Raw genomic sequence first — 25,499 nt, 5'->3', positions numbered from 1 at the left:
CTCATCGGCCGTCTCTAGAATGCGCCCATGCGCTCTTCTTCCCTCTGCCTCCTGCTGCTGACCGGCCTGCTGCTTCCGGCACTGAGCGCCTGCCGCTACGCCTATGTCCCGCTGATTCCAAAACCGGTGGAGGTGACGCTTCCGGCGCGGGTCACGGCGGCCACCCTCACGCGTGATGGAAACACGCTGCTGCTGCGAACGCGCATGGAGGGGCGTTTTGAACCGGGGTACCTGAGGGTCACGTGGTTTAACGGGCCGCAGGAACTCGGGCAGGACAGCGTGTACCTGGACGCGGCGCAGCGGGAGGCGACCTTTCGGCTTCCGGCCCCCGAACGCGGCGCGTACCGGGCCCTGCTGAGCTTTGGGGACACGGTCCTGCGTCAGGTCGAGCTGTACGAGGTGCAGCCGTGACGGGGACGCCGAGCACACCCGTCGAGGGGGTGGTGGAGTGGACGCGCGGCACGGTGGACCGCTTTGTGTGGCGCGGCGGGCAGCTTCTGCCGTACCGAACCGAGCCCTGGCCCGCTCCGGTCAATTACGGCTGCCTGCCCGGGCTTGTCAACCCTGCTGACGGGGCGGAGGTGGACGCCGTGTGGTTGGGCGAACCGCTTGCGGTCGGGCAGCGCGTGACGGCTGTGCCGTCGGGCCTGCTGCGCCTCTCAGACGGGGACCACAAGGTGCTGTTTGGCGAGTTGGCGGCGCACCACGGCGGAGACGTGCTGGCGCTGCTCGCGTGGTTCCCGCCCGAGCGCGGGGCACAGCTTGCCGGACCGGAAGAGGCTGCAGCGTGGCTACAGGCCCTCGGTGCCGAGCGCTGAGGAGGTCACTCCGGGCGGGAGAAGACGTCCTACGCCGGTGCAGGTGGGCCAGGCCTCTCCGCGCCGTCCGGCTGACCGAGGGGAATCACCGGCCAGGTCTCGTCCAACAGGTGTGGCTGGTGTGTGACCAGCAGGACCGACCGGCCCACCGTGCGGTCCGCCACCGCACGCAAAAGCCGCCGGGCATTGGGCTCGTCGAGGTGCGCGCTGGGCTCGTCGAGCAGCAGGAGGGGTGCGGGGCGCAGCAGGGCGCGGGCCACCGAGAGGCGGGCCCGCTCCCCCGCCGAGAGCCGTGCTCCGTATTCGCCCACCCAACCATCCAAGCCACTTGGCAGCCGCGCAAGCAGGCCCTCCAGGCCCAGGTCCGCAAGCAGGGCAAACAGTTCGCTGTCCCGTACGCGCGCGTCACCCAACCGCAGGTTGCCGCGCAGGGTTCCGTCCAGCACCTCTGCTTGTTGGGGAGCCCAGGAAAAGTGTGCCCGCAGGTCCGCGAGGCTCAACGTCCGCACATCCACGCGCCCCAGCGTGACCCGTCCCTCCAGGGGGTCCCAGAACCGCAGGGCAAGGCCCAGCAGTGTACTTTTCCCGCTGCCCGAGGGACCAACGATGGCCAGCCGCTCGCCAGGGCGCAGGGTGAGGTCCACACCACGCAGCACAGTGGCCTCTGCCCCGGGGTAACCGAAGGTCAGCTCCTCGAAGCGCAGTGTCGTCTCCGGAGGTGGTCTCCGAGGAAAGCGCGGCTCCTGCACCGCCGGTTGAAGGTCGTGTAGGGCCTGCACGCGCCGGGCGGCGGCACTCAAGCTGCCATGCGCGGCCCAGGCACTTCCCAAGTTCCCGATGGCCTCGAAGCTGGCCAGCACGCCCAGGGCACTCGCGGCAAGCAGGGGGCCAGGAGCCCGTCCATCGGCCACCACCTGCCCCACGAGCAGCAACGCCGCGATTAGGCCCAGGCCCCCCAGTGCCTCGCGCCCCGCACTCGCGCTCGCGGTCACCTGAGCGCCGCGTATTTCAGCACCCTCCAAGACAGCAAGGACCCCGGTGAAGTGCCGTTCCACCACCGAACGGGCACCGCAGGCCAGCAGGTCCGGCAGACCATGCAGAGTTTCCAGGGTGGCTGCACCCAGCTCGGCGCGGGCAGCGTTCTGCTTCCGTCCAGCGTGGAGGGCTCTACGGGCCGTCAAGACGGGCAGCACGCCACCCGCAAAGGTGAACAGGACGAAAAGGACGAGCGCGAGCGGGGGCGACACCTGAAACACCAGGGCCAGGGTGACAAGCGCCACGAGCGCGGCCACCAGTGCCGGAGCCAGCAGCCGCAGGAAGACGCCCTGCAACTCGTCCACATCGGAGCGAACACGGGCGAGCAGGTCACCACCACGGTGTCCCAGCAAGCGGGCAGGGGCCACACGGGCAAGGTGGGCAAGCACCCGCGCGCGGACCTGTCCCAGGAGCCGGAAGGTAAGGTCGTGGGACACCAGCCGCTCGGCGTACCGCAAGGCCGCCCGCGAGATACCAAACAGGCGCACGGCAGTGATCAGGGGCAACAGCACGAGCAGCGACTCGGGCCGTAGAGCTGCTCCGGAGATCAGCGCACCCGACACAGCGAGGAGTCCCACCGAGGAAAGTACGGTCAGGCCGCCCAGCAGGACTGCGCCAAACAATCGGACCCGCTGCCCTCTCAGCGACTGCCATACCAGGTGCCACAGGGCGCTCATTCCTGTTCCTCCATCTGGAGACGTCCGCCCGAGAGGTGGAGAATCTGGCTGTGCCCACCGTGCAGGGCCGGGCGGTGCGAGATAATCAGCACGGTCCGTCCCGTGCCCAGCCGTTCCAGGGCGGCCCTCACCTCTGCCTCGCTCTGCTCGTCGAGCTGCGAGGAGGGCTCGTCGAGGATCAGCAGGTCAGTGTTCCGCAGGGCCACGCGGGCGAGGGCAAGGCGCAGGCGTTCACCGCCGCTTAGGCAGGCCCCTTCCGCTCCTACCTCGGTGTCGTAGCCGTGAGCCAGGCGCGCAATGAATTCATGAGCACCTACGCTCCGCGCTGCCGCCAGCACAGCCTCGTCGCTGGCACCGGGCTGCCCTAGGCGAATGTTGTCGCGCACCATACCGGGAAACAGGTAGGGGCGTTCGGGTAGGTACGCCACACGCGCCCGCCACGCCTCCGGGTCGAGGTCGCGCAGGGGAACGCCGTTCACCCGCACCTCTCCCGCTGTGGGTTGAATGAAGCCCAGCAGCAGGCGGGCCACGCTCGTCTTGCCCGCGCCGCTTTCCCCCACCAGCAGCGTGCGTGAGCCGGGCGGCAGGGTGAAGCTCACATTGGTCAGGGCCGTCCGCTCGCCGTATCGCAGGGTGACCTCCCCAAATTCCACGCAGAGGGGGCCAGGGGGAACAGGCCGGGTTCCTGAGCTCGGTGTTGCCCACGCCAACACCGCAAAGAGCCGTGTCCCGGCGGCCCGCGCCTCCAGGCTGGCGTGGTGGTCGGCCCCCAGGGCCCGTAGCGGCGCGAAGAACTCCGGGGTCAGCAGCAGCACCAGAAAGGCCCGCTCGAACGGCAGGTGCCCCTCGAACAGCCGCACACCCACCGTGACGGCGACAAGCGCGGTGCTCAGGGTCGCGCCGAACTCCAGCACAAAGCCGGACAGGAAGGCGGTGCGCAGCACGCCCAGGGTGCGCTGGCGGTACGCCTCGTCTGCTTCTCGCAGGGCCGCGAGCCGCTCGGGGACACGCCCGAACACGACCAGGGTGGGCAGAGCCCGCAGGGTGTCCACGAACCCCGCACTGAGACGCCCCAGCGTGAGCCACTGGGCACGAGCCGCCGCGTCTGCGCGGGAGCCAACCAGCCACAGCAGCACGGCGAGCAGCGGCCCGGTGAAGACCAGGATCAGGCCGCTGAGAGGGTCGAGCAGCAGCACTGTGCCTGCCAGCAGGGGTGGCAAGACGGCAGCGAACACCGCACCCGGCACGAAGCGACCCACGAAGCCGCCCAGTTTCTCCGTGCCCTCCAGCACGGTCTCTGCCAGTTCTCCCGCACGTTCTCCCGCCACGTAGAGGGGGCCCAGGTTTAGGAACTGCGCCAGCAACCGCATCCGCACCTGGCGCTTCACGCGGGCGGCGGCGCGAGCGGCCAAGACGTCGCGCAAACCTACCAGGGCCGAACGCACCAGCCAGGCGGCCGTCAGCGCCAGGAAGGGCAGGAGGAGCGTGGTGGGTGCCTGCCCCTCCTCGAAAATCGCGTTTACGAGCCGCGCCACCAGCGTCCACTGCCCCAGCACCAGCCCGAACACGAGGAGGGCCAGCCCGGCACAGGCCAAGGCGAGCACCCGCACGCCGGGGAGCTGCCACAGGGGTTTCACGCCTGCTCCCGCACCACGGTCAGTCGTAGCCCCGGTCCAGCCCACCCTCGTCAGGCCGAACACGCTCGCGGAACACGTAGTAATTCCAGACCTGGTAGCCGATGATGAGGGGCAGGAAGATACCGCCCACCCAGGTCATCAGCACCAGGGTGTAGGGCTGACTGGCACTGTCGCGCAGTCCTAGGCTGAACGTGGGATCGAGGGTGGACGGCAGGACGATCTGCCGGGTGTACAGCGCAATGAAGACGGTGAGGGTGGAGAACACGATGGTGAGGCTGCTCATCAGAAAGGCCAGCACGTCCCGCCGGGTGGTGAGGCCGAACCAAATGCTGCCCAGGGTAAGCGCTGCGAGGGTGGGGAACACCCACGGCAGCACACCGAAGGTGGTAAAGAGTCCCTCGGTGACGTACCCCATCACCACAAAAGTGAGGATGGCGGCCGTAGCGAGCGCGCCCCAGAAAAGGGCAGCGGCGCGTGCCCGCACGTACAGCCGGGTGTCCTTGTGCAGCCGCAAAAGCAGAAAGTTCGCCCCGTGCAACATAAACAGCAGCAGCGTAGCGAAGCCCCCTACCACGGAGAAGGGCGTGAAGAGGTCCACAAAGCCGCTCAGCACCCGCTCGTCCGCATTCAGCGGGAGACCCTCGATCAGTTTGGCCATGGTCAGACCCCAGAAAAAGGACGGAATCAGGCTGCCCAGGAAGGACATCCAGTCCCAGAAGTTCCGCCAGCGCTGCTGGTCCACCTGGTTGCGGTACTCGAAGGAGACGCCACGCAACAGCAGCGAAAGCAGGATGATCACGAACACTGGGTAGAGCCCGCTGAAAAGGGCCCCGTACCACACCGGGAAGGTGGAGAACATCAGGCCCGCCGCCGCGATCACCCACACCTCGTTTCCGTCCCAGAAGGGACCGATGGTGCCCACCAGTGCTCGCTCCTCCGCCTCACTGCGGGCCAGGAAGGGCCGCAGAATGTCCACCCCAAAGTCAAAGCCCTCCAGGAAGAAGTACAGGGTAAAGGTCAGGGCGATCAGCCAGAACCACAGCGCGACGAGGTCCATGTCAATCTCTCCGGTCGTAGCCCTGGAAACCTTCCCCCGCGTAGTTAGGCGCGGGCGCGGCCAGGATCTGCGCTTCCGGGTGTTCGTGAATCCCCGCCCGCGCCGTGACGGTCAGCAGGTAAATATCCAGGCCGATCAGGGCGAGGTACACCACCCACAGCCCCACCAGCCCCACCAGCACCTCACCCACAGTGTTTGCACTAACGCCCTCCTGGACGGTGAGTAGGCCGTACACCATAAAGGGCTGGCGGCCCATCTCGGTAGTAATCCAGCCGCTGAAGTTGGCGATCCACGGCAAGGGAATCGTGAACAGCAGGGCGCGCAGGTACCAGCGGGTGTCGTTTAGGCCCGCCCGCTTGCGCCACCACAGGAACAGTCCCAGGAAGGCGAGCAGCAGCAGCAGCATGCCGATCGCCACCATGATGCGGAAATTCCAGTACACCCAGGGCACCGGCGGGATGTAGTCGCCCGGGCCGTACAGGGCCTCGTAGCGTTTCTGGAGAGGAATCATACCCTCGTAGCGGCCCTGAAGGCTGTTATAGGCGAGCAGCGAGCCCAGATAGGGAATCTCGACCGAGAAGTCGTTGCGCCGCTCCGCCATGTTGATATCGGCGATGAGTGACCACGGTGCGGGCGACGCCGAGGTTTCCCACTGCGCCTCCATCGCCGCGAACTTCATGGGCTGATCGTAGCGGGCCACCTGTGCCGCCCGGTGCCCACTGGTGGCGGAAAAGACCGTGCCGATGGCCGCGAACACCAGCCCAATTCGCAGCGAGCGCGAGAACACGTCCACGTTCTGCCGGCGCAGCAGGTGGTACGCGCTGATGCCCAACACGAAAAAACCGGCCACTGTCCAGGCCGAACCCTGTACATGCAGGAAGTACAGCCACGCCTTGTAGTTGAAGACGACCGCCGGGAAATTGGTCAGGAATGCCTGGTCACCCACCACCTCGTAGCCCACCGGGCGGTGCATCCAGCCGTTGGCGAGCACGATCCAAAAGGCGCTGATCTGCGTGCCGATGGCGACCAGCCAGATGCTTCCCAAACGCACCCAGGGCCGCAGCCGATCCTTGCCGAACCACCACAGCGCGATGAAGGTGCTTTCCAGAAAAAAAGCCATCAGCACCTCCAGCGCGAGCGGCACGCCGAAAATGTTGCCCACGAAGCGGGAGTATTCGCTCCAGTTCATGCCGAACTGGAATTCCTGGACAATCCCAGTCACCACACCTACGGCGAAGTTAATCAGGAACAGGTGTCCGAAGAAGTTCGTCATATTCCCGTAGACGTGAAGACGGTCGCGCCGAGCATACGCAAAGGTCTCCATCACGGCGATCAGAAAGGCCAGGCCGACCGTGAGGGACACGAAGAAGAAGTGAAAGATGCTGGTGGACGCGAACTGAAAACGGGACAGGCCGACGACGTCTAACTCCATGTCTCCCTCAGGGGTCCAGGCACGGCTGGCACAAGCACGCGAAGCTCGGGGGGCATCCACACCGTAGCGCGCAAGGCACCTTGGTGAGTACCGCATGTTCACCCGCCACCCTGCGCAGGGATTGTAAGAGTGCTTTCTGTGATGGAGGGAAGCTCCCCTAGGGGCCGGTCGGCTGGTCTTTCTCCGACCGGGCCCGGTACAGCTTGGCCGGACGCCCGGCCAGCCCGTACTGGTGGTCGAGGGTCGCTCTCCCCGTTCGCACGAGGTGTTCGAGGTAGCGCCACGCCGTCACGCGCGAGAGGTGCGCTCGGTCCCCGACCTCCTCGGCACTCAGCGCCTGTGCGGCTGCCTCCAGCACCTGCGCCACCCGTTCTAGGGTATGGGGATCAATGCCGCGCGGCAGGGGCTCAGACGCCGCCCCACTCACCCCCAGCAGCCGGTCAAGGTGCAGCTGGTCGAGCGTACCCCGCGCGCTGCGCCGGGCGCGGTGCCGGGCGACCACCTCGGCCAGTCGCGCGCCGGTAAAGGGCTTGATGAGGTAGTCAAAGGCCCCCTGTGCAAGCGCCGCCTTCACGCTTGCCTCGTCATCGGCGGCGGTGATGAGGGCCACGTCGGTGGTGCGGCCCTGCGCCCGCCAGTGACGCAACAGGCCCAGGCCGCTCCCATCGGGCAGGTACACGTCGAGCAGAATCAGGTCGGGGGCGAGCGCCTGCACCAGCGCGTCGGCCTGGGCGAGCGTGGCCGCGCTGCCCACCACATGGACATCCGGGTCTCGTTCCAGCAGGTCACGGTTCACCCGGGCAACCCGGAGGTCATCCTCGACAAGAAGCACGCGAACGCGGGTCATACGGGCTCCAGCGGGGCCGGGGCCAGGGCGGGCGGGGGCAGATTCACCTGGAAGACGGTGCGGCCCTCCCGGCGGGTGTAGCGCAGCTCTCCGCCCAGGGCCAGGACGCGCGCGTAGACTCCCGCCAGCCCGTAGCCGCGCCCTTCACCCTTGCTGCTCGCGCCGCGGGTAAAGAGCCGGGCAGCCACCTCGGGGGGGACGCCGGGACCGCTGTCCTCCACCTCGATCTGTGCTCCATCCGGGTCTTCTCCGATGAGGACGGTCACGGTACCGGGCTGCCCCCCCAGCGCCTCAAAGGCGTTCTCGGTGAGGTTGCCGACCGCCGTCACCAGCGTGTCCGCATGCCGTTCCCAGGCGGGCGAAAGACTACTTCCCTCAGCCACCTGGAAGTCGATGCCGAGTTCCTGCGCCCGCTCACGCTTTCCGGCAAGCAGCGCCACCAGCCGGGGCACCTGCACGTCACGCAGGAGTTGCCGGAAGTGCGCGCCCTGCTCGATCTCAGCGTTCAGAACGCGCAGGGCTTCTTCCGGGCGGCCCAGCTGCAGCAGACCCGAAAGGACGTGCAGCCGATTTTGGTACTCGTGCGTCTGCGCGCGCAACACGTCCACAAAGCCGCGCGCGTGCGTGAGCTCGTCCGCCAGCGCCAGCGCCTCGGCCCGGTCGCGAAAGGAGGCCACGAAGCCGCCTGCCCCGCCCGGAGCCACCGCCAGGGGCTCGACGTTGACCAGCACCGGTGAGCCCCCCAGGGTGAGTTCTACGTTCTGTTGGCGCAGGGGACCGGTGGCCAAAAGGTGCGCGGCGAGTTCGGGCCACAGGGCGGCCAGCGGCGCCGGGAGGGGGCGGGCGGGCAGCGCCTCGGCAGCGCGGTCACTCGCAAGCGTGACCCAGCCTGCCGCATCCACGGCGATCACCCCTTCGCGCAGCGCCGCCAACACGGCGCGGTGCTGACCGACAAGCGCGGTGATCTGTTCGGGTTCCAGGTTCAGGATTTCTGCTCGCAGCCGCCGCGCGGCCCACACCGCTCCGACCGTCCCGAGGGCCAGCGCGAGCAGAAACCAGGGAGCCAGGCCCAAGAGCGCCTGCGCGACAAGGTGCCACGCCTGCGGCATGAGGTAGCCGGTACTCACCACGCCAACCACCTCCTTCCCCTGCCGGATGGGCACCTTGCCGCGCACGCTCACGCCCAAACTGCCACGCGCCACGCTGATCACCTCACGGCCCGCGAGCGGCCCCGCGTTGTCTCCCCCCTCCATCGGTCGCCCCAGCCGCTCCGCCACAGGATGGGCCAGCCGAATCCCCTGGCGGTTTCCCACGACGATAAAGTCAGCCTCCGCCTCGCGCCGCAGCGCATTCACCTGTGCGTTGAGGGCCGGGTTCTGCCTCCCTGCCGCCGCCGCCTGCACGACGAGGGGAAGCCGGGCAACCAGGCGGCTGGTGGTGATCGCCCGCTCGCCCAGCCGCTCGCGCGCCTCACCGTACAGCGTGGCCGTTTGAACCGCCACGAGCATCACGGTCATCGCACACAGGACCAGCAGGTGCAGGCGCACCAGGCGGCTTTGCAGCCCCGGCCGGCCACGTCCGGAGGGGGAGCGAGAAGAGAGCAGTGACGTGCCCCCCGTTTCCCGGTCCAGTCCGATTGCAAATCCAGTGGCAATCTGGGGGTCATATGAAGGGGAAACGGTACACCGAGCAGCAGATTCTGGACATCCTCGGCCAGGTTGAGGCTGGGGGAGCGATCAGTGAGGTCGCCAGGACGCATGGTTTGGCCATCACCACCCTGTACCGCTGGAAGGCGCGCTACGGGGGGATGACCAAAGACGAAACCAAGAGGTTTCGTCTGCTGGAGGAGGAAAACCGCCGCCTGAAGAAGCTAGTCGCGGACCTGGCACTGGACAATCAGATGCTCAAGGAGGTGGTGGGAAAAAAGTGGTGACGCCTGAGGCCACGCCCCAGGCGCAAACACCCGTCAAGAAGCAGATGGTGGGGTTCCTGCGCCGTGAATTCCAGGTCAGTGAGCGCCGGGCCTGCCAGGTACTGGGCTTCTGGCGTTCGACCCAGAGGCATAACAGCCCTAAAAAGGAGGGTGAACGAGTTCTGATTGACCGTCTGCGGGTCCTGGCGCAAGAACGTCCCCGCTTCGGATACCGGCGGCTCCATACGCTGCTCAGGCGCGAAGGGACACAGGTCAATCACAAGCGCGTATACCGCCTGTACCGAGCAGAGGGACTCGCAGTCCGGCAAAAGGGGCGCAAGAAGCTGACGGGAAGGCAGCGGGTGCAGAAACCTGAGGTTTCTGCACCCAATCAGCGATGGAGCATGGACTTCATGTCCGACCAGCTCGCCTCCGGACAGCGTTTTCGCGTCTTCAACGTCGTGGACGACTTCACTCGCGAGAACCTAGTCATGCACATCGGGACCTCGATCACCGGGGCGGATGTGGTGCGTCGCCTGACCGAGGTGGTGGCCGTGAGGGGTTGCCCGACGAGCATCACCACGGACAACGGCCCCGAATTCATCAGCAAGGCCTTGGATCAGTGGACCCATGAGTTGGGCATCGCCCACGTCTTCATCACACCGGGGAAACCCATGGAGAACGCTTACATCGAGAGTTTCAATGGGAGGGTGCGGGATGAGTGCCTGAATCTCCACTGGTTTCAAAGCCTTCCCGAGGCACGACTGGTCATTGCCGCCTGGCGCGAGGATTACAACCAAGTCAGACCGCATAGCAGTCTGGACGGCCAGTCACCGAACGAGTTCGCCCGCCTGCAAAAGGCGGGCTGAGGTACGCTAGTTGTTGCAAAAGGCCTGGACCGATAAATGGGGCACCCTCAGCAGCATGAGCGTGTCACCATTCTAGAGACCAGGATGCCGCTGTCCCAGGTTGCGTGCATTCCGTTCAAAATCGTACATAGTGCTCACCAAAAAGTGCGTGCAGCACGGAGAAAAGACTTGCTTCGCGCCACGCGGGCGAGTAGCGTGAGGAGGCTCTGACAACCCCACTTCACGCGCGGCTCCCGGCCGCCCCGGAGGATCTATGAAAGGATCTATGAAAAGAGTGCTGTCCCTGGCCCTGTTGGCCGCATTCACGCCCCTTGCTGCCGCGCAGAGCCTGAGTAATCTGCGCATCATGGCCCCTGCCAGCCCGGGCGGCGGCTGGGATCAGACCAGCCGGGCCATCCAAAGCGTGCTGCAGAACGAGAACATCGCCAGGCCGGTGCAGGTGTTTAACGTGCCCGGAGCGGGCGGCACCATCGGCCTCGCGCAGCTCTATAACGCCAAGGGCGACGGCAACCTTCTGATGACGATGGGTCTGGTGATGGTGGGCGCGATCCAGACCAACGGCAGCAAGGTCGATCTCAGCCGCGTCACCCCCATCGCCCGCCTGACCGGCGAGTACGAGGTGCTCGTCGTGCCCGCACAGAGCCCCTACAAGACGGTAAGGGACCTCGCCGCGGCCTGGAAGGCCAACCCCGGTGGGGTCGCCATCGCGGGGGGCAGCGCGGGCGGCACGGACCACATGCTGGCGGGTCTGCTCGCCGAGGCAGCGGGCGTAGATCCCAAAAAGATGAACTACGTGCCCTTTAGCGGCGGCGGGGAGACGCTGGCGGCGCTGCTGGGCAACCAGGTCGCCGCCGGAATCGCTGGCTACGGCGAGTTCGAGGCGCAGATCAAAGCGGGCAAGCTGCGCGCCCTGGGTATCAGCGCACCCAAGCGGCAGCCCGGCATCCCGGTGCCCACCTTCAAAGAACAGGGCCTGAACGTGGAACTCGCCAACTGGCGCGGCATCGTGGCCCCCCCCGGGATCAGCGCCGCGGAAAAGGCCGCGCTTGTTGCCGCGCTCGACCGGATGCACGCCAGCAAAGAATGGAAAGACACCCTTGCCACCCGCAAGTGGACGGACCTGTACATGAGTGGCAGCAAGTTTGACGTCTTCCTGAAATTGGAAACGGAGCGTGCCCGGAAAATCCTGAGGAATATCGGCCTCGTCAAGTAACGGCGGCAGGGCGGGGCCTGACCACCTCGGTCAGCCCCGCCTCCTTTTTCCCTGTTTGTGACGCCAGGATCAAGGGCGTCCTCTCCCGGAGTTCTCCTATGCCTGACCTTCCTTCACCTGCCCCCCGGCCGGGCATCAGCCTGCCTGACCTGCTCGTCGCCCTGGGCGTCACGCTCCTCGGGCTGCTGCTGCTGCTGGGCAGCCTCCAGATTCCCTTCGGGATTAATGCGGTGGTCGGCCCGCGCGTCTTTCCGCTGGTCGTGAGCATTGGCATGCTGAGCCTGGGCGCCTTGCTGGTCGTGGGTGCCCTGCGCGGCGAGCGCGCCGAGCCCGCCGCCGAGGAGGACACCGATCCCGACGCGCCCGTTCACCTGGGTGCCGCTGGGATTATCCTGGGGGGGTTCCTGCTGGGTGCCGTGCTGCTCCCCTCGCTGGGCTTCGTGCTGGGCACCGCCATCATGTACTTCAGTGTCGCGCTGGCGTTTGGTGAGCGCCGCTGGGGAAGAATGGTGCTTGTGGCGCTCGCCGTGTCGCTGGTCACCTACCTCGTCTTCACGCACGGCCTGGGCCTGAGCCTGCCTCCCGGCGTGCTGAAGGGGGTGCTGTAGATGGACGCCCTCCATTCCCTCTTCGCGGGCTTTGAAACTGCCCTCACGCCCCTCAACCTGCTGTGGGCCCTTCTCGGCGTCACGCTGGGGACGCTGGTCGGCGTGCTGCCCGGGATCGGCCCCGCGCTCACGGTCGCCTTGCTGCTGCCGGTCACCGCCCAACTGCCCCCGGTCAGCGCCTTTATCATGTTTGCGGGCATCTACTACGGCGGAATGTTTGGCGGCTCCACCACCTCGATCCTGCTGAATACGCCCGGCGAGTCGAGTTCGATCATCACCGCGCTCGAGGGCAACAAGATGGCCCGCCGGGGCCGCGCCGCCGCCGCGCTCGCCACCGCCGCCATCGGGTCTTTTGTGGCGGGCACCATCGGTACGGTGCTGCTCACCTTCGCCGCGCCCGCCATCGCGGAGATCGCGGTGCAGATTCCGCCCTCAGCCAAGTTTGCGCTGGTCCTGCTCGCCTTTGTCACCGTCAGCGCCACCTTTGGAGGCAGCCCGCTGCGCGGCCTCACCAGCCTCTTTCTGGGGCTGGCCGTAGGACTCATCGGCACCGACACGCAAAGTGGCCAGGCCCGCTTTACGCTGGGCTTTCCAGAACTGCTCGACGGCATCGAGTTTGTGACGGTGGTGATCGGCCTCTTCGCGATCGGGGAAACGCTGTACGTCGCCAGCCGCCTGCGGCAGGGTGGGCCGAGCGTGGTCAAGCTGGCTGGAAACGCCCACATGACCCGTGAGGACTGGCGCCGCAGCTGGAAACCCTGGCTGCGCGGCACGGCCCTGGGCTTTCCCTTCGGCGCGCTCCCCGCGGGCGGTGCCGAGATTCCTACCTTCCTGAGTTACAGCCTGGAAAAGCGGCTCTCGAAGCACCCCGAGGAGTTCGGCCAGGGCGCCATCGAGGGCGTCGCCGGACCCGAGGCCGCGAACAACGCTTCGGCGGCGGGCGTGCTCGTGCCGCTGCTCACGCTGGGCCTCCCTACAAGCGCGACTGCGGCCATCCTCCTGGCTGCCTTTCAACAGTACGGGTTGCAACCGGGCCCGCTTCTCTTCGTGAGCAACGCCGACCTGGTGTGGGGCCTGATCGCCTCGCTCTACATCGGCAATGTCATGCTGCTCGCGCTGAATCTGCCGCTCGCGCCGGTGTGGGCACGGCTCCTGCTCATTCCCCGCCCCTATCTGTACGCGGGCATTCTGGTGTTCTCGACGGTCGGCGTGTACTCGCTGAATAACTCCGTCTTTGATCTGATCGTCCTCGCCCTGTTCGGGGTGATCGGGTACGGGATGCGCCGCTTCGACTTTCCGGTCACGCCCGCCATCATCGGCACGATTCTGGGTCCCACGGCCGAATCCCAGTTCCGCACGGCCCTCCAGCAGAGCAACGGTGACTTCGGCATCTTCGTGCGTCAGCCCCTCACGGCGAGCATCCTGCTCATCGTGGCGCTGGCGCTGATCCTGCCCCCCGTGCTGCGAATGCGGGCGGCACGGAAGGCCAAGGCGGTGGCGGCACTCTGATCCGGACTTCAGGTTTCAGGTGGGTCGGGGCCCACGTGAGCCGAGCAAGTCGTACAGATACAGGGCGAGAAAAGGGCCATGAGCCCTGAACCGGCGCAGCCATAGCCCCCCAGCGCCATGCGGGCTGGGGGGCTATGGCTGCCCGGCTTACTGGGCCTGCGACTTCGCCTCCTGGTAGCGGCGGGCGACCTCATCCCAGTTCACGACGTTCCAAAAGGCCTTGAGGTAGTCGGGGCGGCGGTTTTGGTAGTTGAGGTAGTAGGCGTGCTCCCACACGTCCACACCGAGGATGGGCGTGCCGCTCGCGCCCGCGATCGCCTCACCCATCAGGGGGTTGTCCTGGTTGGCGGTGCTGACGACGGCGAGCTTCCCGCCGGGCTGCACGACCAGCCAGGCCCAGCCAGAGCCGAAGCGCGCCTTGGCGGCATCCTCGAACTTCTCCTTAAAGGCGTCAAAGGACCCAAAGGCATCATTGATCGCCTGAGCCAGCTCGCCGCTGGGCTGCCCCTGCCCATTGGGCGTCATGATCGTCCAGAAGAGGCTGTGGTTGGCGTGACCACCCGCGTTGTTGCGCAGCACGTTCTTCTTGTCCGCGGGCACCTCGTCAAGGCGCTGGATCAACGCCTCAACGGGCAGATCGGCAAACGCGGTGCCCTCAAGCGCTTTGTTGGCGTTGTCCACATACGTCTGGTGGTGCTTGGTACGGTGGATGTTCATCGTGCGGGCGTCGATGTGCGGCTCGAGAGCGTCTTCGGGGTAGGGCAGATCGGGCAGTTGGTAAGCCATGCAAGGACTCCTTTCGGGCCGGAGCCTCACCCGCATCGGATGAGGACGGCGACGGTTCTCATCTTATCGAGCGGGCATGAGCCGCAGAGCTCAAAAAAGGCTTAAGGGAACATTCAGAAGAGCCGTCACCGCCAAAGAGACGCCCCTTTCAGACGGCAAAAGGGGCGCGTGGGCGGGAAGAGGCTTAACGGACGCGGTTCAAAGCCTCCCGGGCCAGCGCGTAGTTGGGGTTGAGTTTCAGGGCACGCTCGTAGTTCTCGCGGGCCTTGATGCGGTCGGGGGCGATGACGCCCGCCCCACGCTCGTAACTCAGGCCCAGGTAGTAGGCGTACTCCGGGATGGTGCTGCCCAGGGCAGCCGCCCGCGTGAGATTCTCGCGGGCTGCCTTGAGGTCTCCGGCGTCCAGGTCGAGGCGGCCGAGGTAGTAGTAGAACTCGGGGTAGCGCAGGGGATCGAGCTTCACGGCCTGCGCAAGCTGCACGCGGGCCGTCGCGGGGTCCTTGCTGAGGTAACTCACCACCCCGTACTGCCCCACCGCGTAGGCGTTCGTGGGGGCCAGGCGGGCTGCCTGCGCCGCCTCCGGCTTGGCGGCGGTCGTGTTGCCGCTCAGGGCGAGCAGCTTGGCGTAGTAGGCGCGGCTGTAGGGGTCGCGGGGATCGGCGATCACGGCCTTTTGCAGGCTATCCAGCGCGGCCACCAGGTTGCCGGTCGCGTAGTGCATCTCGCCCAGGTTGGAGAGAATAACGGCGTTATCAGGGTTGAGGGCGCTGGCCTGCCGGAAGGCATCCAGGGCGCGGTTCAGGTCTCCCTGAAGCTTGTAGACGTACCCGCGCTCATTCCAGACCTTGCTGAGGTTGACCCGCTGTTCAGGTCCCGCCTGATCCTGTACGGTTCGCTCGGCCGCATCCAGAACACGCAGCGCCTCAGCGAGGTTGCCGGTCACCGCCGAACGGTCGCTCGCGCCCATAAACTGCTGCTGATACGCCTGCGACAGCGCGATGTACCCACTGACGTTCCCCGGATCTTGCGTGACGAGGCGGCGCAGCGTCTCGATGGCGGGCGCATAGAGCCGCAGCCGCATCTGCGAGCGGCCCAACCCCAGCAGCGCGTCTGCGTTCCGCGGCTCCATCTCGGCCGCAGCGCGAAAGGCCACGTAGGCCAGGTCAAACTGTCCCTGGGTGTAGTAGTAGTTGCCCAGCACCACGTAGTTCGCGGCGGGCGGCGTGGGGCGAGCCGCAGGAGGAGCCGCCTTGGACGCCGGCTGGGCGGTGGCGGGCGCCGCCGGCTGCGTCTGTGCAGCTGCGCCGGAGAGAAGGGCCGCCGCGAGGAGCAGGCCGAGGGAACGTCGTTTCACTCAGAAACCTCCGAGGTGAGGCTAACACCGCGTCACGAGGGGTGCAAGCCGAGATCAGTCAGAAAAGAAGCCTCAGAAAACAGCGGAAAACCAGCATAGAGAACCTGCCCCGCAGCGGGGTGAAGTCCCTGTGAGAGGGCACCTCGGCGAACAACCTAAGCCGCCCGTTTGACGGGCCTCTGACGCACGCCGCGCCGACCTACACTGATCGCCATGTCGCTCCCCCCACCCCATCCCCGCCGGCTGGGCCTGACCGGCTCTATCGGCGCGGGCAAAAGCACGGTCGCCCGCCTGCTGCGCGCGCGCGGCCTCACCGTCCTTGACGCCGATGAGGTGGCCCGCGAGGTCACGCGTGACCCAGCCGTGCTGGCCGAAATCGAGGCCGCCTTTCCTGGAGTTTTGCGAGACGGCGTGCTCGACCGCGCGGCTCTGGCCGCCGCCGCCTTTGCGGACCCCGCACGGCTCGCGGTGCTGAACGCGATTACCCATCCACGGGTGCGGCAGAGGATGCTGGCCCTGGAAGAGGCCGCCGCCGCGCGGGGCGAAGGCTGGATCGTGCAGGACGTGCCCCTGCTGCTGGAGGGCGGCCTGGAAGGGGCCATGGACGCCGTGCTCGTGGTGGATGCGCCCCTCGACCTGCGGATTGCCCGCGTGACTGCCCGCAGCGGCCTCACCGCTGAGGAGGTGCGGGCGCGCGACGCCCGGCAGATGCCCGCCGAGGAGAAACGCAAACGGGCCACCTTCGTGCTGGACAACAGCGGCGACCTGGCGGACCTGGAGCGGCAGGTGGACGCGGCGCTGGGCGCACTGGGCATGGCGCCGCCAGCGACGAGCGCCCCACCCGAAGAAAGCCCCAGCCGGAGCTGAGGCTTTTGCCCGCTGGGGCCGCTGACCGCTTACGCTTCTGCTCTCTCCTGCGGGCGGCTGGACGCCGGGAGCTGGCCGCTCTGCAGCGCTGCGGCCACGAACCCCACAAAGGGCGGGCTGGGGCGCATGGGGCGGCTCTTGAACTCGGGGTGCGCCTGGAGCGCCACAAAGAAGGGGTGTTCCGGAATCTCGATGCTCTCCACCAGGCCCGCGCCGCGGCCCTGCACCCCGGGCGTCACGCCGCTGATCACCAGGCCGGCGTCCTGAAGCGGCCCCACATAGGCCGGGTTCACCTCGAAGCGGTGGCGGTGGCGTTCCTTGACGGTGCCGCCCCCCGGAACACCGTACAGCCCCGCGATCTTCGTTCCGGCGCGCAGCTCCATCGGCCAGTCGCCCAGGCGCATGGTGCCGCCCAGGCCCTCCACCTCAAGCTGTTCGGGCATCAGGTCGATCACCTTGTGCGGCGCGTAGGGATCGAACTCGGCGGAGTTGGCCCCCGCGAGGCCCGCCACGTGCCGCGCGTACTCGATCACCGCGATCTGCATCCCCAGGCAGATGCCCAGGTAGGGGACGCCGCGCGTCCGGGCGTATTCGGCAGCCTTGATCTTGCCCTCGATGCCCCGGATGCCGAAGCCACCCGGCACCAGGATGCCGTGGGCGTCCCCCAGTTGCGTTTCCAGGTCACCCTCCGCCAGTTCCTCGGCGTTCACCCACTTGACCCTGACGCGGGCGTCGTTGGCAATCCCAGCATGGGTGAGCGATTCGAGCAGGCTGAGGTAGGCGTCGGGCATCTCGGTGTACTTGCCCGCGATGGCGATGGTGACCTCGTTTCTGGGGTGCTTGATGGTGCGAACCGCGTTCTGCCACACGCCCAGGTTGGGGTGAGTCCGCTCCAGCCCCAACAGGTCTTCTACCGCCTTGCCCAGCCCCTGTTCCTCCAGCGCGAGCGGCAGCTCGTAGACGTGGCCCACATCGTAGGAGGAAAAGACCCGGTTTTCCCGCACGGAGGTAAAAAGGGCGATCTTGCGGGTGATGTCGGGCGGCAGCTTCTCCTTGGAGCGCACCATCACGATGTCGGGGCTGATGCCCACCGAGCGCAGTTCCGCGACCGAGTGCTGGGTGGGCTTGGTCTTGAACTCGTTGGAGGTCCCCAGATACGGCACCAGGGTAAGGTGGATGTAGAGGACGTTCTCGTCACCCTCGTCGAAGCGGAACTGCCGAATCGCCTCGAGGAAGGGCAGCGACTCGATGTCGCCCACGGTGCCGCCCACCTCGATCAGCACGATCTCGGCCCCGGCGTTCTCGCCCGCCACGCGGATGCGGCGTTTGATCTCGTCGGTGACGTGCGGGATGACCTGCACCGTCTGCGAGAGGTAATCCCCAGCCCGCTCACGGCGAATCACTTCCAGGTACACCTGTCCGGTCGTGATGTTGCTGCCCGGCGGGATGTCGAGGTCGAGAAAGCGTTCGTAGTTGCCGATGTCGAGGTCAGTTTCCGCCCCCGAGGCCGTCACGAAGACCTCGCCGTGTTCGTAGGGCCGCATGGTGCCCGCGTCGATATTGATGTAGGGATCGATCTTGACCGCTGTGACCTTGTACCCGCGCGCACGAAGGAGCGCCCCCAGGGACGCACTCGCCACGCCCTTGCCGAGGCTGCTCACCACGCCGCCCGTCACGAAGATGTATTTCATGCTTGACCCCGAGCGCCTGACCTCCTCCATGAGGCCAAAAAGAAAAGCCGGGGCGCTCGGCCTCCGGGTCTGTATGGTAGCACGGGAAGGCCAGGAGTGACTCGACTGCGCCCGTGCCCCCTCCGTTCAACCTCCACACCTCCTGCAGCGCCGGTCCACCGGCCTGGTGCCGGGATGGTCGCCGTGAAGTTCATCCGGGCGAAAAAGACCTCCCGGCATGGGGCGAGTTTGCCCTTTACCGCCCCCGAATCCGCTCCAGCAGCGCCGTATTCCGCGCCTCGCGTTGCCGTCCCGCCGCCTTCTCCCACGCAGAGGCCGAGCCCACCGCAAAGAAGCGCTCGCGGGCACGGGTCAGGGCGGTATAGGCGAGGTTGCGTGAGAGCATCGGCAGGTGCACCTCGTGCAAGACGCCTAGGACGGTGGGCCACTCGCTGCCCTGTGCCCGGTGAACGGTCAGCGCGTAGCCGAGTTGCAGGTTGAAGAGTTCCGCCCCAGAGAGTTCGACGATGTTGCCGTCAAACTCCACCGTCAGGCGGCCGCCCTCGGCCTTGAGGACGGTGCCAACAGTGCCATTGAAGACCTCGTTCGTGTAGTCATTCTTGGTCTGCACGACCACGTCGCCGGGCCGCGCCTCGCCGTCCGCGATGCGGATGCCGCCCTCACCGGGGTTAAAGAGGGACTGGAGGTGGCGGTTGAGGGCCTCCACGCCGAGCGGTCCCTTGCGCATGGGCGTGAGCACCTGGACCTGACCGGGGCCGCCCAGTTCGCGCACCATCAGGGCCACCCGGCGGGCACCCACGTCGGGCTCCGTCTCGGTGAGGTCAAGGCGCGGGTCGCCCCAGGCCGGGGCCTGCCCGTGCAACAGGCCGTGCGCCGCGCGGATGATGGGGTTCTCGGCGGCCTGACGGTACACCCGGCTGAGGCGGACGGTGGGCGCCGTCTGGGCGATCGCGAGGAGGGGCAACCCCGCCTCCACCGGAGGAAGCTGGTCGGTGTCTCCCACGAGGAGCACCCGCGCCCCCGGCGGCACAGCGGCGAGCAGCGAGAGCATCAGCGCGTCCCCCGTCATGCTGACCTCATCCACGATGAGGAGGTCATACGGCGCGGGTTCGAGGTGGTTATGCCGAAAGCCCGCCGGGCCGTACCCCAGCAGGCGGTGAATGGTGGAGGCGGGGCGCCCGGTCACTTCGCCCAGGCGGCGGGCGGCTTTGCCAGTCGGGGCGCAGAGGCCGACCTCCAGCCCCAGCCTCTCGGCCAGGTCCGCCACGGCTCGCGTGGTCGTGCTTTTGCCCGTGCCGGGGCCACCGGTCAAGACCACGAGGCGATGTTCTGCAAGCAGGTGGAGCACCTGGGCCTGTTCCTCCGAGAGCCCCCCGACCGCGCCGGCGGGCAGGTCTTCAGCGGCAGGCCACTCGTCCCCGGCGGGCGGCGTGGCGAGCAGGGTGCGGATCAGTCCCGCGAGCTTTTTCTCGGCCCTGAGGACGTGCGGCAGGTAGATGCGGCTTTCGCCTTCGGGCGTGGAATCGTCCGCGAGGCGGCCCAGTTCGGTGGCCGTCTCCACCGCAAGCCTCGCCTGTTCGGGCGAGACGCGGGTGTAGTGCAGCACGCCGCGCTCAGCGCGGGCACGCGACAGGAAGGAATGCCCGCCCTGCTGGCCCGCCTGCTGAAGGGCGTACACGGCGGCGGCGGTCAGGCGGCGCGGGTCGTCCTGCGCGCCGCCCCGCGCCTGCCACAGCCGGTCGGCGGTCAGAAAGCCGATCCCCTCCACCTCGGTCAGCGCGAAGAGGTCCGCCTGGAGGCGTTCGAGCGCGGCCTCCCCGAAGTGCTTCACGGCGCGCTGCGCCTGCGAGATGGAGAGGCCGAGGCCCTGCAAGCCCGCGAGCAACCGGCGCTCCAGGCCCTGCTGTGACCAGCTCGACACCATCTTGTGCAGGGTCGAGGCGGTGACGCCGGGCACCTGAAGGAGCTTTTCCGGTTCCTGCTCCAGCACGTCGAAGGTGGCCGGACCAAAGGTCTTGGCGATGCGCCCGGCAAGCACCTTGCCCACACCGCCCACCCGAGCTTCGAGGTAGGCCGCCACCCCCGCTTCGGTGAGATCCGTCGGCTGAGCCTCGAGCACCATATTCAGCACGCGGTACTGATAGCCGTACTCGCGGTGCTCCTCCATCAACACTTCGGCACTGAAGGTGTCCCCGGCTTCCAGGGGCGGCATCACCCCGATCACCGTCGCGTCCGGGTCCTCGCCCTCCGCGTTGCGCAGCCGAGCGCTCATCACGGTAAAGCCGCTCTCCGCGCGAAAACGCACCCGGTTCACGCCGCCCGTGACGCGGAAGGGTTCGCTGGGAGGTGCAGCGGTCATGGAAAAAAGATAGCGGGACCGGGAGCGCAGGGCGAGAGACCCGCCGGACGCGCCCCCGTGTGCAAATGCTATTTTTTGCGCCATGCACGTTCTTCAGGCGGTACGGTTCCATGGCTGAGCACAGGGCTGAGCGGTCCGCCGCCGAGGTGCTGAAGCGGCTGCGTGGCCGCCTGGTCGTGTCCTGCCAGGCGAACCCGGAAAGCCCGCTGCGTGACTCCTACATCATCAGCCGCCTGGCGCTGGCGGCCGAACAGGGCGGCGCCGCCGGGCTGCGCATTCAGGGCTTCGAGGACGTTCAGGCGGTGCGGGCGGTGACGAGGCTCCCCATCATCGGCCTGACCAAGACCAACCGGGAAGACACCGCGGTCTATATCACGCCCACCGCCGCCGAGGGCGTGCGGCTGGCCGAGCTGGGCTGCGAGATCGTGGCCCTGGATGCCACCCTACGGCCCCGCCCCGAACCCCTGGCAGAGCTGATCGCGGCGGTGCATGCCGCCGGGGCCCGGGTGCTCGCCGACATCAGCACGCTGGCCGAGGCAGAGGCCGCGCTGGCTGCGGGAGCAGACCTCGTGAGCACCACCCTGAGCGGGTACACGCCCTACAGCCGCCAGCTCAGCACGCCGGACTGGACACTGATGGACGAGCTCCACGCGGCAGGTCTCCCCTTTGTCGCTGAAGGCCGGATCAACCGGCCGGAGGACGCGGCGCGGGCCCTCCGGCAGGGAGCCGCCTGGGTGGTGGTGGGCAGCGCCATCACCCGTCCAGAGGTGGTGACCCGCTGGTTTGCCGAGGCGCTGCACATCTAGAGAGGAACGGGCCGTCTCCCGTGCTATTTTTTCCGCCATGCGCGTACTTCACACCGCAGATTTCCATGCCGGGCGGAATCTGAGGGGGTTTGACCGAACGCCCGAGGTTCATGAGGCTCTGGTGGAGATCGCCGAGCTGGCCCGCAGCGAAAAGGTGGACGTGGTGCTGATTGCGGGTGACCTCTTCGACACCGCGAACCCATCGGCAGAAGCCGAGGCCGCCGTGTTCGACTTTTTCCTGCGCCTGCGCGACGCGAACATCCCGGCTATCGCGGTTGCCGGCAACCACGACTCGGCTGCTCGGCTGCACAGCCTGGCGGGGCTGCTGGGCTGGGTCGGCGTGCAGCTGGTCGCACAGCCCACCCCCCATCCCCGCGACATGGTCCGCACCGTGGAGACGCGCGGCGGCGAGCGGCTGACGGTGGGGGCGCTGCCCTTCCTGTCCGAGCGGCGCCTGATCAAGGCCGCCGACGTGCTGGGCGGCGACGTGGGAGCGTGGCGACAGAAATACCGTGAAGGAATGGGGTTTTTTCTGCATAGGCTCGCCGAAGGCTTCCGGGGGGACAGCGTGAACATGGTGATGCTCCATGCGACGCTGGACGGGGCCGTTCCCAGCGGCTCCGAGAAAACCATGCAGTTTGACCTGATGAACGCCTATACCCTCTCGCCGCTACAACTGCCCGCCGCGGCGCAGTACGTGGCGCTGGGGCACATTCACAAGCCGCAGCAGAATTCCGACTCGCCCCTTGCCCACTACCCCGGTTCGGTGATCCAGCTCGATTTTGGGGAGGGCGGCGAGAAAAAGCAGGTCAACCTGGTGGAGGTGGAAGCCGGACGCCCCGCTCGGGTGATGCCGATTCCGCTCACAAGCGGGCGCGAGCTGCGAACGGTGCGGGTCACGCTTGACCACGTGGAACAGGGGCTGGCCAAACTCGCAGGCTTCAGCGGTCTGGTGAAAGTGGTGGTGCAGGCCCCAGCGGGCACCGCCCTCCCCGGCCTCAAGGACCGGGTGCTGCGCCAGGTCCCCAATACGCTGGCCGTCGAACTGGACGCCGTACAGGACGACCTGGCCGCGCCTGAGCTGAAACGCGCGGGCCTGAGCCTCTCCGAACTCTACGAGCAGTTTCACCGTGAACGCCGCGGGGAACTCCCCGATGATCTGCGGGCCGCCTTTCATGAGGCGGACGAGGCGGCGCGGGGTGGCGAGGTGGTCGCGTGACGCGGGCCGCTTGGGCGTGCAGGGCCCAGCCGGAAAGGAGGCACGCATGAGACCGCTGCGCCTCGAACTCCAGGGCTTTACCGCTTTTCGGCAACACACCGTGCTCGACTTTTCGGACCTGGAGCTGTTCGCGCTTGTGGGCCCGACCGGTAGCGGAAAATCCAGCCTCCTTGACGCGATGACCTTTGCGCTGTACGGAACGACGCCGCGGCTGGGCTCCACCGGGCTGGACGCTCTGATCTCGCAGGGGGAACGGGGACTGTCGGTTGGCCTGACCTTTGAGGTGGGTGGCGAGACCTACCGGGTGGCCCGCTCCAAAGGGCGGCGACAGGCCGAAAATGAGGTGCGGCTCGAACGGCGCGAGGGCCCGCACTGGGTCAGCCTCAGCGCGGGCGGCACCCGCAGCGTCAACGAGCGGATTCGTCAGGTCGTGGGCCTCGACTTCGAGACCTTCCGGCGCAGCGTCCTGCTGCCCCAGGGTGAATTCAGCCGCCTGCTGCACGGCAAAAGCGCGGATCGCCGGGAACTGCTCGGCGAACTCATGGGCCTGCGGCACGTGGAGGCCATGCGCGCCTATGCGGGGAACCGCGCAGGAGAGCTGCGGCGCGACCTGGGCACTCGGCATGCCCTGCTAGAAGGTGAATACGCGGGCGTGACCGAGGAGGCGGTCAAGGCGCTGCGCGCCGAGCGGGAGGCGGTGGACGCGGACGCCGAACGCCTGACCGACACGCGCGAGCACCTGCAGGAGCAGGTCAACCGCCTGCGCGCGCTGGAAGGCGTCTGGCGCGAGCGCGAGGACAAGAGCCGCCGACTGAAGCTGCTTGAAGCCCGGACTGCACCGGTGCGCGAGGGGGCGGAACGGGCCGCGCGGGCACGGCGGGTGGCCGGCGTGCTGCCCCTGCTTGACGCCGCCGAGCGCGCGCGGATCGCCGCCGAGCGCGAGGAACGGGAACGCACCGAGGCGCAGCAGGCAGAAGCCCGGGCCCGGCAGGCCCTGGAGGCCGCGACCGCCGCCCTGGAAAGGGCGCAGCTCGCCGAGAGCCGCATTCCAGAGCTGGAAGCCAAGGCAGACGCCCTGCGGGAGGCAGAAGCCGACGCCGCTCGCCTGAGGCGGGCAGGGGGAACGCCGCAGACCACGCACCCTGCTCCCCTACCCTGGGACGAGGACGCTTTTTTTGCCGCGCGCGAGGCCGCACAGAAGCTGGAGCGGCTGCGGCTGGAGCGGGCCCAGCTCACCGCCCGCCGCAGCGCGCTGGAGGCCGAGCGTGAGCGCCAGAAAAACGAGCTGCGCCGTCAAACTGCGCTCGAAGCCGAGCAGGAACGCGTTCAGCGGGAGGGCAAGGCCGCCCGCGCCGCGCACCTTCAGGCCGAGGAGGCGGTAAGGGCGGCTCGGGTGGCGGCGGGGGTGCAGGCGTACCGAACCCATCTGCACGCGGGGGAACCCTGTCCGCTGTGTCTGCAGGTGGTGACAGAGGTGCCCTCCCCAGAGGGTGTAGACCTCGCGGCGCTGGAGGCCGCCGCCGAGTCCGCCCGCGCGGAGTTGGAGGGCCGCAAGCTGCGTTACCGCGAGATCACGCTCGAACTCGACCACCTGCGCAAGACGACGGAAGAGCGCCAAGCCGCCCTGAGGGACACCGAGGCCCAACTTCGCCAGGACGAGGAGGATCTGCGCCGCGCCGAAGAGCGCCTCTCGGGAGATCCCCAGGACACGGCGGCACGGCTCCTTGCCGGGCTGGCAGCGCGGGTGCGGGCCGCGGGGGCAGATCCGGCGCGCGAACGGCAGAAGCTGCTGGCCGAGATCAGGGGCCTGCGCTCCGGGCTGAGCGAGGCGCAGACCACCCTGGCCCGCGCGCAGAGCGCTCATGCAGCGGCGCAGGCCACCCTCCACTCGGCCAGTCAGGCCGCGCAGGGCCGGGCCCGTGAGGCGCGGGCGGCGCAGGAGGCCCTGGAAGCCGCGCTCGCCGCGCTTGGTCTGGACGCCGCGCAGGCCCGCGCCGCTGCCCTTCCCGAAGCGGACATCAGCGCGCTGGAGGAGGCCGCCCGCACCCATACCGCCCAGGTCGAACAGCTCCGAGCGCAGCTCGCCGAGCTGAACCGGCAGCTTGGGCTGGAACCCTTCGACCCGGCGCAGCTTCGGCAGGCCGAGCGCGATCTCACCGCCACCGACGCCGCCCTCAGGGCAGCCCGTGAGCAGGCAGGTCGCCTGGCCGAGCAGGAGCGCAGCGCCCGCGAACGTCTGAAACGCCGCTGCGAGATCGAGGCGCAGGCCAAAGTCCTGGCCACGCAGCTCGACACCTGGCAAACCCTCACCAATACGCTGAGGGCCAACGAGTTCCAGCAGTTTCTCCTCGCGGAGGTGGAGGCGCGGCTCCTCACGGGCGCAGGGACCCTGCTCTTTCAGATCAGCGACGGGCGCTACCGCCTCGCGCTGGAAGACGGCGAGTACGTCGTACAGGACCTGTGGAATGCGGGCGAACCGCGCGCGGTCAAGACCCTCTCCGGCGGTGAAACCTTCCTGGCCAGCCTCAGCCTGGCGATCGCCCTGAGTGACTACCTGGCCGGCAACAAGGTGCTGGGGGCACTCTTCCTCGACGAGGGCTTCGGCACGCTGGACCCGCAGGCGCTCGAGGCGGTGGCGAACGCGCTGGAGAACCTGCGGACGCAGGGGCGCATGGTGGGCGTGGTCACGCACGTCGAAAGCCTCTCCGAGCGGCTCCCCAGTCGCCTGATCGTCACCAAGAGTGTGGCCGGAAGCAGCGTGCAGCGGCTGGACGGATAGGCAGGTGGGCAAGTGGGCGGGCCC

20 protein-coding genes are annotated in these 25,499 nt (G+C 67.8%); 10 read left to right on the top strand and 10 right to left on the bottom strand.

Going from position 1 to position 25,499, the window contains the following annotated elements:
• Positions 1-27: 27 nt before the first annotated feature.
• Together EI73_RS01350 and EI73_RS01345 are read left to right on the top strand one after the other, a co-directional pair.
• Positions 28-411, top strand: a complete 384-nt coding sequence (locus EI73_RS01350; protein WP_034383387.1) for a hypothetical protein — start codon at positions 28-30, stop codon at positions 409-411.
• The gene (locus tag EI73_RS01345) at positions 408-818 is read left to right on the top strand and encodes an inorganic pyrophosphatase (protein WP_034383384.1); all 411 of its coding nucleotides are present in this window, start codon (positions 408-410) and stop codon (positions 816-818) included. Before EI73_RS01350 ends, EI73_RS01345 begins: the two co-directional genes overlap by 4 nt.
• 29 nt (positions 819-847) lie before the next feature.
• On the opposite strand, the gene cydC is transcribed toward EI73_RS01345, so the two are convergent.
• The 6 genes from cydC to EI73_RS01315 all read right to left on the bottom strand — a co-directional run bounded on the left by cydC (position 848) and on the right by EI73_RS01315 (position 9,020).
• Positions 848-2,530 carry a thiol reductant ABC exporter subunit CydC gene (cydC, locus tag EI73_RS01340; protein WP_051935364.1) on the bottom strand — a complete coding sequence of 561 codons (1,683 nt, stop codon included), beginning with the start codon at positions 2,528-2,530 and terminating at the stop codon, positions 848-850.
• Positions 2,527-4,167, bottom strand: coding sequence for a thiol reductant ABC exporter subunit CydD (gene cydD / locus EI73_RS01335; RefSeq protein ID WP_034383381.1), 1,641 nt, complete (start codon positions 4,165-4,167; stop codon positions 2,527-2,529). Before cydD ends, cydC begins: the two co-directional genes overlap by 4 nt.
• A gap of 19 nt (positions 4,168-4,186) precedes the next feature.
• Positions 4,187-5,224 carry a cytochrome d ubiquinol oxidase subunit II gene (gene cydB, locus EI73_RS01330; RefSeq protein WP_034383378.1) on the bottom strand — a complete coding sequence of 346 codons (1,038 nt, stop codon included), beginning with the start codon at positions 5,222-5,224 and terminating at the stop codon, positions 4,187-4,189.
• Between the two features lies 1 nt (position 5,225).
• Positions 5,226-6,656, bottom strand: a complete 1,431-nt coding sequence (locus EI73_RS01325; protein WP_034383375.1) for a cytochrome ubiquinol oxidase subunit I — start codon at positions 6,654-6,656, stop codon at positions 5,226-5,228.
• Positions 6,657-6,813: 157 nt separating this feature from the next.
• Positions 6,814-7,503: a response regulator gene (locus tag EI73_RS01320; protein WP_034383372.1), complete on the bottom strand. Its 690-nt coding sequence runs from the start codon at positions 7,501-7,503 to the stop codon at positions 6,814-6,816.
• Positions 7,500-9,020, bottom strand: coding sequence for a sensor histidine kinase (locus EI73_RS01315; protein WP_231557341.1), 1,521 nt, complete (start codon positions 9,018-9,020; stop codon positions 7,500-7,502). The genes EI73_RS01320 and EI73_RS01315 overlap by 4 nt, the downstream gene beginning before the upstream one ends.
• Before the next feature lie 149 nt (positions 9,021-9,169).
• Here EI73_RS01315 and EI73_RS15825 point away from each other — a divergent pair.
• The 4 genes from EI73_RS15825 to EI73_RS01290 all read left to right on the top strand — a co-directional run bounded on the left by EI73_RS15825 (position 9,170) and on the right by EI73_RS01290 (position 13,614).
• A protein-coding gene (locus EI73_RS15825) for an IS3 family transposase (RefSeq protein ID WP_156103433.1) occupies positions 9,170-10,284 on the top strand; the annotation gives its coding sequence in 2 pieces (ribosomal slippage) (positions 9,170-9,419 and positions 9,419-10,284; 1,116 coding nt in all).
• Between the two features lie 265 nt (positions 10,285-10,549).
• Positions 10,550-11,497, top strand: coding sequence for a tripartite tricarboxylate transporter substrate binding protein (locus EI73_RS01300; protein ID WP_034383365.1), 948 nt, complete (start codon positions 10,550-10,552; stop codon positions 11,495-11,497).
• A 98-nt stretch (positions 11,498-11,595) separates the two neighbouring features.
• Complete coding sequence (locus EI73_RS01295; RefSeq protein WP_034383362.1) at positions 11,596-12,105, top strand: tripartite tricarboxylate transporter TctB family protein; 510 nt, start codon at positions 11,596-11,598, stop codon at positions 12,103-12,105.
• Positions 12,106-13,614, top strand: a complete 1,509-nt coding sequence (locus EI73_RS01290) for a tripartite tricarboxylate transporter permease (protein ID WP_034383360.1) — start codon at positions 12,106-12,108, stop codon at positions 13,612-13,614. It begins immediately after the preceding gene.
• Positions 13,615-13,761: 147 nt separating this feature from the next.
• Here the strand turns inward: EI73_RS01290 and sodA are convergent, their stop codons facing one another.
• Both sodA and EI73_RS01280 read right to left on the bottom strand, forming a co-directional pair.
• On the bottom strand, positions 13,762-14,400 hold the full coding sequence (sodA, locus tag EI73_RS01285) for a superoxide dismutase [Mn] (RefSeq protein WP_034383357.1): 639 nt from the start codon (positions 14,398-14,400) through the stop codon (positions 13,762-13,764).
• 184 nt (positions 14,401-14,584) lie between these two features.
• Positions 14,585-15,754, bottom strand: coding sequence for a tetratricopeptide repeat protein (locus EI73_RS01280; RefSeq protein ID WP_034383354.1), 1,170 nt, complete (start codon positions 15,752-15,754; stop codon positions 14,585-14,587).
• Between the two features lie 213 nt (positions 15,755-15,967).
• Between EI73_RS01280 and coaE the strand changes: the two genes are divergently transcribed.
• Positions 15,968-16,621 (top strand): dephospho-CoA kinase, encoded by a 654-nt coding sequence (gene coaE, locus EI73_RS01275; protein ID WP_034383351.1) that lies wholly within the window; start codon positions 15,968-15,970, stop codon positions 16,619-16,621.
• A gap of 29 nt (positions 16,622-16,650) precedes the next feature.
• Here the strand turns inward: coaE and EI73_RS01270 are convergent, their stop codons facing one another.
• Together EI73_RS01270 and EI73_RS01265 are read right to left on the bottom strand one after the other, a co-directional pair.
• Positions 16,651-18,312 carry a CTP synthase gene (locus EI73_RS01270; protein WP_034383348.1) on the bottom strand — a complete coding sequence of 554 codons (1,662 nt, stop codon included), beginning with the start codon at positions 18,310-18,312 and terminating at the stop codon, positions 16,651-16,653.
• 235 nt (positions 18,313-18,547) lie between these two features.
• Positions 18,548-20,671, bottom strand: a complete 2,124-nt coding sequence (locus EI73_RS01265) for an ATP-dependent RecD-like DNA helicase (RefSeq protein ID WP_034383345.1) — start codon at positions 20,669-20,671, stop codon at positions 18,548-18,550.
• Positions 20,672-20,781: 110 nt separating this feature from the next.
• On the opposite strand from EI73_RS01265, the gene EI73_RS01260 reads away from it, so the two are divergent.
• Genes EI73_RS01260 through EI73_RS01250 form a run of 3 tightly spaced genes read left to right on the top strand, consistent with a single transcriptional unit; the run spans position 20,782 to position 25,475 of the window.
• The gene (locus tag EI73_RS01260) at positions 20,782-21,477 is read left to right on the top strand and encodes an N-acetylmannosamine-6-phosphate 2-epimerase (protein ID WP_051935362.1); all 696 of its coding nucleotides are present in this window, start codon (positions 20,782-20,784) and stop codon (positions 21,475-21,477) included.
• Positions 21,478-21,514: 37 nt separating this feature from the next.
• Positions 21,515-22,696, top strand: a complete 1,182-nt coding sequence (locus EI73_RS01255; RefSeq protein ID WP_034383342.1) for an exonuclease SbcCD subunit D — start codon at positions 21,515-21,517, stop codon at positions 22,694-22,696.
• A 46-nt stretch (positions 22,697-22,742) separates the two neighbouring features.
• Positions 22,743-25,475: an AAA family ATPase gene (locus EI73_RS01250; protein WP_034383341.1), complete on the top strand. Its 2,733-nt coding sequence runs from the start codon at positions 22,743-22,745 to the stop codon at positions 25,473-25,475.
• The last annotated feature ends 24 nt before the right edge of the window (positions 25,476-25,499 follow it).

It is taken from the genome of Deinococcus sp. YIM 77859, assembly GCF_000745175.1.
Classification (GTDB): domain Bacteria; phylum Deinococcota; class Deinococci; order Deinococcales; family Deinococcaceae; genus Deinococcus.
Note: the sequence above shows the minus strand (reverse complement) of the source record. Positions and strands in the feature narration are given on the sequence as shown.

Excerpts from the sequence above, each read along its gene's own strand:
- EI73_RS01350 (WP_034383387.1), top strand. The coding sequence starts at position 28 with ATGCGCTCTTCTTCCCTCTGCCTCCTGCTGCTGACCGGCCTGCTGCTT.
- cydC (WP_051935364.1), bottom strand. The coding sequence starts at position 2,530 with ATGAGCGCCCTGTGGCACCTGGTATGGCAGTCGCTGAGAGGGCAGCGG.
- cydB (WP_034383378.1), bottom strand. The coding sequence starts at position 5,224 with ATGGACCTCGTCGCGCTGTGGTTCTGGCTGATCGCCCTGACCTTTACC.
- EI73_RS01325 (WP_034383375.1), bottom strand. The coding sequence starts at position 6,656 with ATGGAGTTAGACGTCGTCGGCCTGTCCCGTTTTCAGTTCGCGTCCACC.
- EI73_RS01320 (WP_034383372.1), bottom strand. The coding sequence starts at position 7,503 with ATGACCCGCGTTCGCGTGCTTCTTGTCGAGGATGACCTCCGGGTTGCC.
- EI73_RS01315 (WP_231557341.1), bottom strand. The coding sequence starts at position 9,020 with ATGACCGTGATGCTCGTGGCGGTTCAAACGGCCACGCTGTACGGTGAG.
- EI73_RS01300 (WP_034383365.1), top strand. The coding sequence starts at position 10,550 with ATGAAAAGAGTGCTGTCCCTGGCCCTGTTGGCCGCATTCACGCCCCTT.
- EI73_RS01295 (WP_034383362.1), top strand. The coding sequence starts at position 11,596 with ATGCCTGACCTTCCTTCACCTGCCCCCCGGCCGGGCATCAGCCTGCCT.
- EI73_RS01290 (WP_034383360.1), top strand. The coding sequence starts at position 12,106 with ATGGACGCCCTCCATTCCCTCTTCGCGGGCTTTGAAACTGCCCTCACG.
- sodA (WP_034383357.1), bottom strand. The coding sequence starts at position 14,400 with ATGGCTTACCAACTGCCCGATCTGCCCTACCCCGAAGACGCTCTCGAG.
- coaE (WP_034383351.1), top strand. The coding sequence starts at position 15,968 with ATGTCGCTCCCCCCACCCCATCCCCGCCGGCTGGGCCTGACCGGCTCT.
- EI73_RS01270 (WP_034383348.1), bottom strand. The coding sequence starts at position 18,312 with ATGAAATACATCTTCGTGACGGGCGGCGTGGTGAGCAGCCTCGGCAAG.
- EI73_RS01265 (WP_034383345.1), bottom strand. The coding sequence starts at position 20,671 with ATGACCGCTGCACCTCCCAGCGAACCCTTCCGCGTCACGGGCGGCGTG.
- EI73_RS01260 (WP_051935362.1), top strand. The coding sequence starts at position 20,782 with ATGGCTGAGCACAGGGCTGAGCGGTCCGCCGCCGAGGTGCTGAAGCGG.
- EI73_RS01255 (WP_034383342.1), top strand. The coding sequence starts at position 21,515 with ATGCGCGTACTTCACACCGCAGATTTCCATGCCGGGCGGAATCTGAGG.
- EI73_RS01250 (WP_034383341.1), top strand. The coding sequence starts at position 22,743 with ATGAGACCGCTGCGCCTCGAACTCCAGGGCTTTACCGCTTTTCGGCAA.